Annotated in this window: 12 protein-coding genes and 1 tRNA gene; 12 read left to right on the top strand and 1 reads right to left on the bottom strand. The window is 35.8% G+C overall.

Annotation, left to right across the window (positions count from 1 at the left end; translation table 11 throughout):
- Positions 1-10 precede the first annotated feature (10 nt).
- Positions 11-493 carry a deoxycytidylate deaminase gene (locus tag GVV10_RS03900; protein WP_159519798.1) on the top strand — a complete coding sequence of 161 codons (483 nt, stop codon included), beginning with the start codon at positions 11-13 and terminating at the stop codon, positions 491-493.
- On the opposite strand, the gene rnhC is transcribed toward GVV10_RS03900, so the two are convergent.
- Positions 477-1,337: a ribonuclease HIII gene (gene rnhC / locus GVV10_RS03895; RefSeq protein ID WP_236261860.1), complete on the bottom strand. Its 861-nt coding sequence runs from the start codon at positions 1,335-1,337 to the stop codon at positions 477-479. The two genes, GVV10_RS03900 and rnhC, sit on opposite strands and share 17 nt — an antisense overlap.
- Positions 1,338-1,405: 68 nt before the next feature.
- On the opposite strand from rnhC, the gene GVV10_RS03890 reads away from it, so the two are divergent.
- The 11 genes from GVV10_RS03890 to yihA all read left to right on the top strand — a co-directional run bounded on the left by GVV10_RS03890 (position 1,406) and on the right by yihA (position 13,500).
- Complete coding sequence (locus GVV10_RS03890; protein WP_159519796.1) at positions 1,406-2,074, top strand: CvpA family protein; 669 nt, start codon at positions 1,406-1,408, stop codon at positions 2,072-2,074.
- A complete protein-coding gene (locus GVV10_RS03885) occupies positions 2,064-4,343 on the top strand; it encodes an endonuclease MutS2 (protein WP_159519794.1) in 2,280 nt (759 codons plus the stop codon). Before GVV10_RS03890 ends, GVV10_RS03885 begins: the two co-directional genes overlap by 11 nt.
- Positions 4,343-6,109: an excinuclease ABC subunit UvrC gene (gene uvrC / locus GVV10_RS03880; RefSeq protein ID WP_268892248.1), complete on the top strand. Its 1,767-nt coding sequence runs from the start codon at positions 4,343-4,345 to the stop codon at positions 6,107-6,109. The genes GVV10_RS03885 and uvrC overlap by 1 nt, the downstream gene beginning before the upstream one ends.
- The gene (locus tag GVV10_RS03875; protein ID WP_159519793.1) at positions 6,099-6,833 is read left to right on the top strand and encodes a glutamate racemase; all 735 of its coding nucleotides are present in this window, start codon (positions 6,099-6,101) and stop codon (positions 6,831-6,833) included. Before uvrC ends, GVV10_RS03875 begins: the two co-directional genes overlap by 11 nt.
- On the top strand, positions 6,833-7,300 hold the full coding sequence (locus GVV10_RS03870; RefSeq protein WP_236261858.1) for a metallophosphoesterase family protein: 468 nt from the start codon (positions 6,833-6,835) through the stop codon (positions 7,298-7,300). Before GVV10_RS03875 ends, GVV10_RS03870 begins: the two co-directional genes overlap by 1 nt.
- Before the next feature lie 52 nt (positions 7,301-7,352).
- Positions 7,353-7,429 (top strand) — tRNA-Arg (locus GVV10_RS03865).
- Positions 7,430-7,505: 76 nt separating this feature from the next.
- A complete protein-coding gene (locus GVV10_RS03860) occupies positions 7,506-8,495 on the top strand; it encodes a sugar-transfer associated ATP-grasp domain-containing protein (protein WP_159519792.1) in 990 nt (329 codons plus the stop codon).
- Between the two features lie 86 nt (positions 8,496-8,581).
- The gene (locus GVV10_RS03855) at positions 8,582-9,226 is read left to right on the top strand and encodes a hypothetical protein (protein ID WP_159519791.1); all 645 of its coding nucleotides are present in this window, start codon (positions 8,582-8,584) and stop codon (positions 9,224-9,226) included.
- A gap of 61 nt (positions 9,227-9,287) precedes the next feature.
- On the top strand, positions 9,288-10,559 hold the full coding sequence (gene tig, locus GVV10_RS03850; protein ID WP_159519790.1) for a trigger factor: 1,272 nt from the start codon (positions 9,288-9,290) through the stop codon (positions 10,557-10,559).
- Between the two features lie 47 nt (positions 10,560-10,606).
- The gene (gene lon / locus GVV10_RS03845) at positions 10,607-12,919 is read left to right on the top strand and encodes an endopeptidase La (protein ID WP_159519789.1); all 2,313 of its coding nucleotides are present in this window, start codon (positions 10,607-10,609) and stop codon (positions 12,917-12,919) included.
- The gene (yihA, locus tag GVV10_RS03840) at positions 12,919-13,500 is read left to right on the top strand and encodes a ribosome biogenesis GTP-binding protein YihA/YsxC (protein WP_159519788.1); all 582 of its coding nucleotides are present in this window, start codon (positions 12,919-12,921) and stop codon (positions 13,498-13,500) included. Before lon ends, yihA begins: the two co-directional genes overlap by 1 nt.
- Positions 13,501-13,506 lie beyond the last annotated feature (6 nt).

Here is a 13,506-nt window from a genome sequence, read left to right as displayed (position 1 = left end):
GAGGGACTATATGTCAAAACGAAATGATGCAATTACTTGGGATCAATACTTCATGGGCTTAGCTCATTTATCAGCAAAACGCTCAAAAGACCCCTCAACACAAGTTGGTGCAGTCATTGTCAATGAGAAGAAAAAAATAGTTGGGATAGGCTATAATGGCCTCCCAACAGGATTGAATGATGATGACTTTCCATGGTCACGAGATGGTGACTTTTTAGATAGTAAGTATGCGTATGTTGTTCATGCTGAATTGAATGCAATTCTGAATGCAAGTGGAGATTTAGGGTCTTGCAGTATCTATGTTTCTTTGTTTCCCTGCAACGAGTGCGCTAAAGCGATTATTCAATCTGGGATAAAAGAAATTGTTTATGAGAGTGATAAATACGCACAAAGTCATTCAGTCCAAGCGTCCAAAGCAATGTTAAAGGGTGCAGGCGTTGAATTACGCCAGCTTGATGAAACAATTGAACTAAAACTTACAGTAGCTCAATAATTTTTTCTCTATTTTTAAAGTGTGTTTTAGCAACATGGTCGAGTTTATCTAAGCCATGTTTTTTAACAAATTCGACACCAGCAAGGTCGACTTTGGTGCCAGCGCCTTTGGGAAGAGGCATGCCGTAATGGCGCTCCAACAAGTCGAGTTGTTCGATAAAAGCATAACGAGCAATAATAGCGGCACAAGCAACGGCTAAAAACTTATTCTCAGCTTTAGTTTCAAATACTAAATTTCTATAGACTGCTTCTTCATGTTGAAGGACACGGTAGTATGAGGGTTCTTTCATAAATTGGTCAATGATGACATTACCCTTGGGTAACGTTACTTTTTTTGATAAGTTTATGAAAGCTTGATTGTGTAAAAGTGCTTTAATTGCATTCATATTGTGTGTTTGATGAACTTGATTGTATTTATGGTTGTTTAGAATTAATAAACTATGACTTAAGTTGTCGATAAGAATGGGAGCAATTGAACGGATTTTATCGTCTGTAATCTGTTTTGAATCAACAATTTCGTCGACTGGAATTTTGTTTAAGTCTTCCTTGCTAACATAGCAAGCACAAACAGTCACAGGACCAAAAAAATCGCCAGTACCAACCTCATCGCTTCCTGCCATAGGAAACGAAACGGTATGCTCTTGCGCTTTCACACTAGATTCCACAATGCCATATTTTCGGGCGTGCTTCTCAGGGTTTTTTCCTGCGAAGACTACTTTACCGCTTGTATAAGCTGTAATAACTGCATCAACAGTTTTTAATTGGAATATTGTGTAGGGAATATCGTAGCGAAATTCAGCATTTGGATAGTCGTTTTCTAGTTTTTTTATTTGATTTTTTGTCATCTTTAAGGTTATCATATCTATAATATATATGATTTTATGTGAGTTTGAAAGGAAATAGGTGGTAATTTATGTTTACTTTTCCTGATTCGATGATTATTTATATCAACGGCGCTTTAATTATTTGGTTTTTAATTGTCGTCGCACGTGGGTATACAAGAGGATTATTATTGATGATTGTGGATGTCGTTGGAACATTCGTTGCATTATTTGCTGCATGGGTATTTGCACCGGTTTTTGTGAGGATTTACCAGTTTGTAAAACCAGTAGGCAGTGGTTTAGTTACGATTGATCAAATGGTGACCCAACAGATTAACCGAATGATTTGGTTTTTACTTTTATTTATTATTGCGAAACTGTTATTACTGTTGGTCACACCTTTAGCCAGTGTTATTTCTAAAATTCCATTGGTTAAACAAGTGAATTCAGCAGTAGGTGGAATTTTTAGTGTTGTGTATTTTAGTTTTCAAGTACTCTTATTGATCTATTTCTTGTCTTTCCCAGTGGTTAAGAATGGTCAAGATATTATTAATAAGACATGGTTATCTAAAGTGGTTGAATTGAGTGAGCCTGTTTTGGAAGTTGTGAATAAAACACTCACACAAAATGAAGCGATTCAAAGTCTTGTCAATCATCAATCATTAACGGACCAACAACAAGAAGAATTGGCATTATGGTTACAGAAAAAAGGATTTAATGAAATTGAAATTAAGGAGTTTTTGAATAATTATGGACGATAGTTTAATTCGTTTAGAGATGGATAAGGTACTGGAAAAGATTGCAAGTCATGCATCTTTTTCTTTAGGAAAAAAAAGAGTGCTTTCCACTCGTCCTATCTACTCTAAACTGAAGTTAAAAAGAGAATTAGAACGATTACAAGACGCAATGCAGGTTTTAAATGATGGCCATGCATTGTCTTTTTCAGGGTTGAGTGATGTTGGATTATTACTGCAAAGAGCAGAAAAATCTTCCGTACTCGCTGTATTTGAATTGGTACAAGTTGCCCGTTTTATGCAAGGTGTTTCGCGATTAAAGAAGCAGTTCAACAACTTTGAGGAAACTTATGAACGCCTCGATGACTTATTTAATAGTTTAATTATTAATGACCATGTTTTAAATACCCTTTCCAATGCGTTTAGTGAGCAAGGGGAGGTTTTAGATCGCGCAAGTGCGGAGTTAAGAAATGTTCGTCAAGAAATCCGAAGTTTAGAAAAAAGAATTGATGACTCCAGTGAATCCTTTATGAAAAAAAATAAAGAGATGTTGAGTGAACAAGTTGTTTCATTACAGCAAGGGCGTCGAACCTTTTTAATTAAGCCATCTGATAAATATAAAATTGATGGAACCATTTATGGAAGCTCGGCAAGTGGTCAATCTGTCTACTTTGAGCCAGCGTTTTTAGCGTCAATGCAAAATGAACTGCAAGGATTAATGATGCGAGAACAAGAAGAAATTGAAAGGATTTGTATCGAAGCGAGTGCATTAATCGCAAACGATGCATTACAATTGCGAGCTAACTTAGAAACAGTTGCACTGATTGATGACTTATTTGCAAAAGCAATCTGGGGGTATCAAGAAGAAGCGAGTGTTCCTGTGATTACTGAGAATAGTTTGGAACTAATTCAAGCACGTCATCCCTTGATATCGAAAGATGAAGCTGTTTTGAATGATTATCGACTGGGAGATGAGTATCGTAGTATCCTTATCTCTGGACCCAACACGGGAGGGAAAAGTGTTAGTTTAAAGACCATCGGTTTGGCCGTTTTACTGAGTCATTCAGCTTGTCCTGTCATTGCTAAAAAGGCGAGAGTTATGTTTGTTGATGCTGTGTTTGTTGATATTGGTGATCAACAATCGATTGAAAAATCATTGTCATCATTCTCAGCTCACCTTACAACTATAAAATATGTCACATCAAATGCGACCAAGAAATCATTGATATTGCTTGACGAATTAGGGTCACAAACTGATCCTTTAGAAGGTGAAAGCTTAGCGATGGCCATTCTTGATGATTTAAGAAACAAAGGATCATGGGTTGTCGCAACGACACACTTTTCTCGTCTAAAAAAATATGGAAGCCAGTATGATGATACCTTAATGGCAAGTGTTGAATTTGATTTAGAATCACTCAAACCAACGTATCGTTATAAAGAACACATTGTTGGCGAATCCAATGCACTAGCGATTGCTCGGCGCTTAGGGATTAACGATGAGATACTTGATGCAGCTTTCAGATACAAGCAAGAGAGTCAGTATGAAGAAGACCATCTTATTGAAATATTAGAAGGTAAAATTCAAGAGCAAGAACGGTTAAAAGAGCAGCTTGCTAAAGAAGAAGAAAAACTAAAAGAGAAAGAGACTGCACTGGATGAACAAAGCCACCAACAACATCTTGCTTATCAATTAAAATTAGAACAGTTGGAAGCTAAGCATGAAGAAAAAATTGAAGAATTGCTATTGGTTGCGCAAGAACAAATGGAGATAATCAATAAGACTAACCGTCCGCATGAACGAAAAAAAGCAGTTGAAAACATTGCTTCGATGATTGAAGTGGAAGAAACGGCTGTGAAGATATCTGTAAAAGACCGTGTACGCATAAAGAGTAGTCAACAAATTGGGACGGTTGAAGAAATAGATCGCAAAGAAGCAAAGGTGCAGATTGGACAGATGTCGATTCAAGTTCCTTTGCATAAATTAGACCGTGTGTCAGGCCCTGTAAAAAAACAAAAACAAAAGGCAAGTCATCGAGTCAAAGCAACACGTTCTGTGAGTTTAGAATGCAATGTTATTGGTAAGCGTGTTGCAGAAGCATTGCCTATTGTGAATAAACATCTTGATGATTGTATTTTACAAGGTATGACAAGTACTAGAATTGTTCATGGTCATGGAACCGGACAATTAAGAACTGCTATTCATCAAAGCTTAAGAAAAAACAAACAAGTTAAGAGTTTTAGTTTAGCCCCTGTCATGGAAGGTGGAGCTGGAGCAACGGTGGTGACGTTACGATAGTGAATCAACAATTGGATGAAAAATTAAGACTTTTACCCAACGAACCTGGGTGTTACTTAATGAAAAATAAGTTTGGTGACATAATTTATGTGGGTAAGGCAAAAAAATTAAAACAACGAGTTAGCTCGTATTTTACGGGTGCCCACGATTATAAAACGACCAAACTAGTTAGTCAGATTGATGATTTTGATATTATAATTACATCGACAGAAAAAGAGTCGTTAATTTTAGAAATTAATTTAATTAAAGAACATCGACCACGTTTTAATATTTTGTTTATGGATGACAAGTCTTATCCGTATTTACGACTAAATCGAAGCGGTTTACCCAAAGTAGAGGTTGCACGAGATCGTAAACAAAATCCTAAGTTTTATTATTTTGGACCCTATCCTGATGCGACAGCGGCCCGTAATATGGCTCAATTACTCAATGAAACAATGCCAACAAACAAAGAGTTTGTTCCAAATACACAAGCAATCTATCACAAGTTTAATCGAACAGAACTAACCTTGAGTGCTGAAGAAATCGAAACATGGCGGAATAATCTTCATGCGGTTTTAAATGGAAATATTGAAATATTCAGATCGAGTTTGATGAGTCAAATGCAAGATGCAAGCGACGCCATGAATTTTGAATTAGCGATGAACTTAAAAGCAAAACTTGAGGCACTTGATTACATCGGCGATAAACAACAAGTCCAATTTTCACGCAATGAAAATTTTGATATGTTTCACTATGCATACCATCAAGGATATATAGCAATTGTTGGACTTTTTGTTCGGCAAGGACGACTTTTAGAACGAAGTATGGCAGTCGAAGCATGTTTAGAAGAACCAGATGATGCCTTGTTTTCATTTATTGCTCAATTTTATCAGAATAAACCAAGTGTAAAATTAATTTATGTCCCTCAAGAAATCGATACTGACGCATTGTCGAGTATAGTTGGTGTCGATGTTATGACACCACAACGTGGAAAAAAACGAAAACTACTCGATATTGCGCATAAAAATGCTGAAAACCAATTGGAAGATCAGTTTAGTTTACTTCATGATCGTCAAAGTTTTAAGGATCAAGCCTTACGAGATTTAGAAAAAGTTTTAGATTATAATGGAAGGATTGTTCGCATAGAAATTTTTGATAACTCACACATCGCGGGTAATTTTACCGTATCATCCTGTGTTGTTTATGATGATGGAGAACCCAATAAAAATGAATACCGACGGTATCGCCTCCAAGATGGACACGATGATTTAGCGTCGATGAAAGAAGTGTTGTATCGTCGTTATTTTAGATTGTTGAAAGAAGGAAAAACTTTACCTGACCTCATTCTTGTGGATGGCGGAGAAACACAAATGAAGGTTGCTCAAGAGGTCCTTCATAGTTTACGTTTAAAGGTTCGGTTGGCGGGCTTAGTTAAAGATGATCGACACCGCACAAGAGCCTTACTCACAGATTTTAATGAAACCATTGAAATTGATCCCCAATCACCAATGTTTTCATTATTAGTCGCTATGCAGGATGAAGTCCACCGGTATGTTATTGCTTATCATCGGTCCATTCGAAGCAAAGCCATGACACGTTCAATTTTGGATGAAGTCAAAGGGATTGGTGCTGTTCGTAAGAAAAAGTTATATAATAAGTTTAGATCTTTAAAAGGAATGCGTGAAGCAAGCATCGAAGAATTGACTGAAGTTTTACCAGAAGATGTAGCTCAAGAATTGAAAATGATGTTGAATATAGATTGGAGTGATGACAATGAAAATTAAAACACTAGGTATTTTTGATTCAGGACTTGGGGGATATAGCGTATATGATGCGTTAAAAACAAAAGGACCCAAGATTCAATATGTCTTGTATGCTGATCAAAAAAATGCACCTTATGGAAATCAAAGCGCTACGGCAATCATCAACCATGTAAGAAATGCCTTAATGTGGTTTCAAGATCAAGCCATCACGACAGTTCTTTTAGCATGTAATACGGCATCGGCTGTAGCGCTAAAGACGCTTAGAGATGAATTTCCAAGTATGACAATTGTTGGTATCATTGATTTGACCCTTCATCAAATTGAACAAAATGATTGCAGTCTTGCAGTTGTATCAACCCAAGCAACTATGGAATCTCACGCCTATAAAAAAGCGTGGTCAAGCCCATTGATTCAAGAATATGCTTTACCTGAACTGGTCGATTTGATTGAGAATGATTTTGATTTACTGAACGTTAATCAATATCTCAAAGAAGCTTCTTTAACAATTAAGCAAGCAGATTATATGATCTTAGCCTGTACACATTTTCCTTTGGTAGAAGATGTGTTTAAAGAAGTATTTGAGATGGAAATCTTAGATTCAAGAAAGCCCATTCTAGATTATGTCAAGCAGATTGCTGGTGTCTGTGATAAAGATTCAGTAGTTTACACAAGTGGTCATCCTGACAAAATGGCTCAACAAATTAAAGTGTTGTTTAATAAAGATGAGAAAGTGAGTGGATTATAGTGGAGATATTAATATGTAGTGATAATCATGGGAAAAAAATTGTCCTGAAACAACTTGTTGATCAATATCAAAATGTCGATGCTCGTATTCATTGCGGCGATATTGAATTGCCTAATCAAGATCTTGTCGATTTTTATGCGGTGACGGGTAACAATGACTACTATTACCGGTATCCTGATGACTTAGTTGTTGAAGTGAAGGGACACCGAATCTACGTAACTCATTCGCATCGCCTTAGTTTTAGGAATCGATTGGAGGATCTAGCAGTTCTTGCAAAAGCCCATAATTGTGATATTGCCTGTTTTGGACACACGCATCGTTATGAAGTCGAAACAGTGGATGGTGTGCTTTGTATTAATCCTGGATCGTTGTATTACAATCGTGATGGATCAGAGCCAAGTTATGCGATTTTGAGTATCGTTGATGGCGAATTTTTTGTTAAACGAAAATTAGTTAGTGAACTTTAACAAAAAGCATTGATATTTCAAATTAACTTTGTTATTATAGTACTCGCATGATGTCTCCGTAGCTCAGTTGGATAGAGCACGCGCCTTCTAAGCGTGTGGTCGGGAGTTCGAATCTCTCCGGGGACGCCATTTGAGATAAATCAAACCTATTCGTATCTAGAATAGGTTTTTATTTTTTGGTATCATAAAGAGGTGGAGGAAAATTATGAAAAGAATTATAAACCGTTTCAAAAGAATTGATACAAAACTTTTAAAATCAAACATCAAAGAAATTAGTCAACTAACTGGTAAATCTCAAATTTCAGTCTTCATGGATATGTTGCAATGTTACAAAAAATATGGTGCAGGGTATTCAGAATATTTTGAGTATGAATTTTATTTGTTAAATGAACAAGAACGCTCAACATATATGACGAGTGTCCAAGCAAATGAAATTGTTCAACGCTACAATCAAAAAGAATACCGACATTTATTTTATGATAAAGCAGATTTTAACAAAACATTTGCAGACTATGTCGGACGAGATTGGTTAAATATACAAACTGCCTCAAAAGACGATATCGATAAGTTTTTAGAAAATCGAGACACAATGATGATCAAAGAAACACAAAACTTAATGGGGCATGGGGTTGAAAAAATAACTATTTCCGATATTGAAAATGTCGATGAGTTTGTTCAAAAATGTTTAGAAAACAAACAATATTTATGGGAAGAGTTTTTTACACAACATACAGAAATGGCAAGACTTTATCCTGGGAGTGTAAACACTTTAAGAGTTATTACATTCTTTGATGGTGACGAGGTTGCGATTTTGGAGAAAGTTCTTAAAATTGGTAATGGTGGTCATTTAGATAACTTTGCTGCAGGTGGAATGTATACAATCTTAAGTGAAGAAGGAAAAGTTCTTTATCCTGCATTCGATGCGAAAGCGAACGCATTCTCAATTCATCCATCAAGCCAAGTTGAAATCATTGGGTTTGAAGTTCCACATTATGACAAAGTTGTGGAATTGGTAAAGAATGTTGGACGTCAAGTGCCTCAAATTCCTTATGTTGGTTGGGATATTGCGATTGGCCAAGAGGGTCCCATTCTAATTGAAGGTAATTACAATAGTGGCGTATTTCAAATGAAACCCAGCATCACAAAAGAAAAAGTTGGGGTCAAGCCACACTATAAAAAATATATTGATTTCTAACTGTCTTTAAGGTGTAAATTTTATGTGTCTTACACATTACTTATTGATTGATTTATGGTAAAATAAAGAAGTGTGAAAGGAATCTAATGAAAAATTATTATGATGAAATAATCCATGAGATTGTCAGTGCAATTGATAATCAAAATTATACATACGCTAAAACTTTATTGGAGCAAGAACTTCTGGTCCCTTATGTACCAGAGCCTTACAATTCAAAGTTTATCGAAATGTATAAAGGTCTTCCCAATGAAAATAATGTAAGTAATCAATACTTCACAGCTATTGAAGACATTGAGAAAGCCTTGGAAGGAACAGAAGCATTTCAAATGAAAGCTCTTCGTTCTTTAGAAAAATCTAATTTAAGAATGTTTGTCAATGAATTAGATTATATTCTCTACAATAATCAAATAGAAGATTGGATAAAAAAACAAATTCTAGTTCTTATGTTAGAACAAGGATTAAGTGGTGAGAAGAAAATTTGGTTACATGGACATGAACACTGCCTTAAACTGGAGGATCTATGTCATCCATTTAAAACAGAAGAGTTCACTCAGGCATATCGAGAATTACAGAATCGATATGAGTCCAACAACCCCAGTTTTTTAAAGTTGTGTTTAGCAGAATTACAATTTCAAAGTAGCAGTAGTTTTCCGTTCAAACAAGAACCAGTCGATGTGGATGGTATTGTTGATACAATCAAGCAATATTTATCCATTGAGGAGAATGATTAGCACTTAAATGTTGACAGTGCTAAGTCATGTGTTATAATAGAAAAGATATTAGGAGGAAATTATGAAATCAACATGGACATTAAATGAAAATTCAACAGGTGATTTAATTGTTGAAGTTAACAAAGAAGCTTGGGCAACAGCACAAGAAAAAGCATTAGAAAATTTAACAAAAGACTTAGAAGTAAAAGGATTTAGAAAAGGTCAAGTTCCTGCAAACGTAGCAAAAAAACACATCAATGGACAACAAGTACTTTTAGATGCTGTGAATGAAGTTGCTAATGATGCATTTGTAGCAGGTATGGTTGAACATACACTTGAGCCAGTTGCACAACCTCAATTAGATATTAATGCAATGACAGAAACTGATTTAACATTAAAATTCTTAGTAACAATTAAACCAGAAGTTACACTTGGTGATTACAAAGGAATTACAGTTGAAGCAGAAGACATTACAGTCACAGAAGAAGAAGTCATGGAAACACTAACAGCAATGCAAGAGCAAAATGCTGAATTAGTTTTAAAAGAAGACGGAACAGTTGTAGATGGTGATACTGTCATTATGGACTTTGAAGGATTTAAAGACGGCGTTGCTTTCGAAGGTGGACAAGGTGAGAACTATGAACTTGTTATTGGTTCAAACTCATTTATTCCTGGCTTTGAGGATGCGATGATTGGTTTAGCTGTTGGTGAAGAAAAAGATTTAGATATTACCTTCCCTGACACATATCATGTCGAAGACTTAAAGGGTCAACCTGTAGTGTTTAAGGTTAAAGTACATGAAATTAAAGAAAAACAATTACCAGAATTGAATGATGATTTTGTTGAACTTCTTGATGAAGAATTTGAAAACCTTGAAGCTTTAAAAGCCTCAATCAAAGAAGATCTAGAAGAAAGTAAAAAACAAGCAGAAGAAGATCGTGTGAACGAATTGTTAATTACAACAGTTGCGGACAATGCAACAATTGAAGTTCCTGAAACAATGGTTGAAGAAGAATTAAACCAAATGTTCCAAGAATTTGAACAACGTTTAGCACAACAAGGTATGAACTTCGAATTGTATTCACAAATTTTAGGACAAAGTGAAGAAGACATCAAAGGTCAAATGAAAGAAGACGCAATGATGAGAATTCGTACTCGTTTAACTTTAGAAAAAATTGCTGAAGTTGAAGAATTAAAAATTGAAGAAACTGAAATTGAAGAAGAATATGCTAAGATTTCAGAAATGTATGGAATGGAAGTCGAACAAATTAAGCAAATTGCTTCAGAAGATGCAATCAGCTACGATATTCTACTTCGTAAGGCAATCGAGTTAATTCAAGAAGCTCGTGCTTAATGAAAAAAGACGCCTAGCGTCTTTTTTATCCTAGAAGGAGGGATTTTATGAGTGAAACAAAAACAATGAATGTTCCAGTGGTCGCAACTCGCGGTGTGATTGTCTTTCCTGAACAAGAAATAATGATCGAAGTTGGTCGCCATAAAAGTATCAATGCGATTGATGAGGCTGAGAAATTCTTTAACGGACACGTCGTCTTAGTCAGCCAAAAAGACGTATTAATTGATGATCCAAGTGAATCCGAATTATATGAATATGGATCATTGTGTCATGTAAAAAAAGTTACTCGTAAGCAAGGTTATTTACGGGTAACATTTAGTGGTGTTCAGCGTGTTCGTTTAGAAAATTTAAATGATGATGAAAAGATGTTGTTCTCATCTGTCACGCTTCTTGATGATTTTTATGGTGATGGTGCAGAAGAAGCAGCGCTGCTTCGCCGAATAACAAAAGAAATCGAAGCTGTATCTGTTCAAAATGTTGCCATTCCTCAAGAAATGATTACTCAACTTACAATGGGGATATCATCATCGCAATTAAGTGATCAATTTGCTCAATATTTCCCAATGCAAGTTTCTAGAAAACAAGCATTGTTAGAAACGTTGAATGTTAATGATCGTCTTCTAATGATTCTTGAAGACCTTAACAAAGAGCAAGCGATTAATGCGATAGAAAATGAAATCAACGAAAAAGTCAAAAGCAGTGTCGATGAAAATCAACGTGAATTTTATTTACGAGAAAAACTTCGCGCAATTCGTGAAGAATTAGGCGATGTTGCTGATGTGGGTGAGGATAGTGATGAATTCAGAGAAATGCTGGACAATAACCCATATCCTGACTATGTAAAAGAAAAAGCTTATGAAGAATTACGTCGTTATGAAATGTTGCCACAAGCAGCTGGTGAATCGGGCGTTGTTCGAAACTATCTTGATTGGTTGCTTTATACACCATGGTGGCAAGAAACAGAAGATATCGAAGATTTGAATCTTGTTCGTAAAAAACTGGATGCAGATCATTATGGTTTGGATAAAGTAAAAGATCGTATCTTAGAATATTTAGCGGTTAAGAATATGACTCAATCCTTGAATGCTCCCATCTTATGTTTAGTCGGTCCACCAGGCGTTGGTAAGACATCGTTAGCACGTTCAATTGCGGATTCAATGGGACGAGAGTTTGTTAAAGCGTCTGTTGGTGGTGTTCGTGATGAGGCAGAGATTCGTGGACATCGTCGAACTTATCTTGGATCTATGCCTGGACGTATTATTCAAGGGATGAAAAAAGCTGGCGTTGTTAATCCGGTTTTCTTGATTGATGAAATTGATAAAATGGCATCTGATTACAAAGGAGACCCTTCATCTGCAATGCTTGAAGTTTTAGATCCAGAACAAAATACAATGTTCAGTGATCATTATTTAGAAGAGCCTTATGACTTATCAAAGGTAATGTTTGTCGCAACGGCTAACTACCTTGGCGATATTCCTGAAGCGCTTCGTGATCGATTAGAAATCATAGATTTAAGTTCATACACTGAAGAAGAAAAATTAATGATTGCTAAAGAGCATTTGATTCCTAAGCAACTTAAAACGAATGGGTTAAAGAAAAGTCAATTTAAAATTACAGAAGTTCAATTGCGTTATTTAATCCGTCATTACACACGAGAAGCAGGCGTTCGTCAATTAGAACGTGTTATTGCATCGTTGTGTAGAAAGACTGTCTTAGCTATCTTGAAAGATGGCAAGGAATCAGTTTCAATTACACAAGCTCAAATTCAAGAATGGTTAGGTAAAACAATCTTTGAATATGGTCAAAAAGAGAAGGCGAATGAAGTCGGTGTCGTTACAGGCCTTGCTTATACTCAATTTGGTGGCGATGTATTGCCGATTGAAGTGACTCATTTTGATGGAAAAGGACGTTTAATTGTTACCGGACAATTGGGTGATGTCATGAAAGAATCAGCTGAGATTGCTTTTGGCTATGTAAAATCTCATGCGAAAGCGTTTGGTATTGAGGCTGACTTCTTTGAAAAACACGATATTCAGATTCATGTACCCGAGGGAGCTGTTCCTAAAGATGGACCAAGTGCAGGTGTTACATTTACGACTGCATTGGTAAGTTCAATCACCAATAAGAAAGTTTATTCTGATATTGCGATGACAGGCGAGATTACACTAAGAGGAAAAGTTTTACCAATTGGGGGTCTTAAAGAAAAATCTTTAGCGGCTCATCGTGTTGGTATTAATCGTATTGTAATTCCGAAATTGAATGAAAAAGATATGGAAGATATTCCTAACGTTGTTAAGGAGAGTGTTCAGTTTATTCCGGTTGATACAATTGACCAAGTCTTGAAAGAAGCGTTAGTATAATGTCCTTAAGAACACAGGATGCTCATTTAATAATATCAGCAGCACATCCTTCCCAATTTCCAGAAGTATCAGGACAAGAAGTTGTTTTTGTTGGGAAATCAAATGTTGGTAAGTCGAGTATTATCAATGCTTTAGCGAAACGAAAAAAATTAGCCTATGTCGGGCAAAGACCAGGGAAAACAAGACTTGCTAATTTCTATCATATCAACGAAGATTTAGTCTTCGTTGATGTCCCTGGTTATGGTTTTGCTAAAAGATCAAAGAAAGAACAAGAAGATTTTGGTGTTTTAATGGATGGTTATTTTGGTGGTCGACAGATTGATTTTATGTTTGTTTTAGTAGATGTAAGACGTGGTTTGAGTGACGATGACGAGATGATGATTCAGATTGCTGAAATGAATAATATCCCTTTTTTAGTAATTCTTAGCAAAACAGATAAACTTTCTCGTTCAAAAGTGTTAAACTATAAACGTAGGTTAGAAGATTTACATGATTGGGAAGTTTTACCTTTTTCCCATGCCGATGCACAAAGCATCGAGAAAATAGAAGAATCATTAAAATTGAATCTACACATTGACTAGAAAATA

Source organism: Erysipelothrix urinaevulpis, from assembly GCF_009828835.1.
In the GTDB taxonomy this organism is placed as follows: Bacteria; Bacillota_I; Bacilli_A; order Erysipelotrichales; family Erysipelotrichaceae; genus Erysipelothrix; species Erysipelothrix urinaevulpis.
The sequence above is the reverse complement of the archived record's forward strand: the minus strand, read 5'-3'. Positions and strand labels throughout refer to the sequence as shown.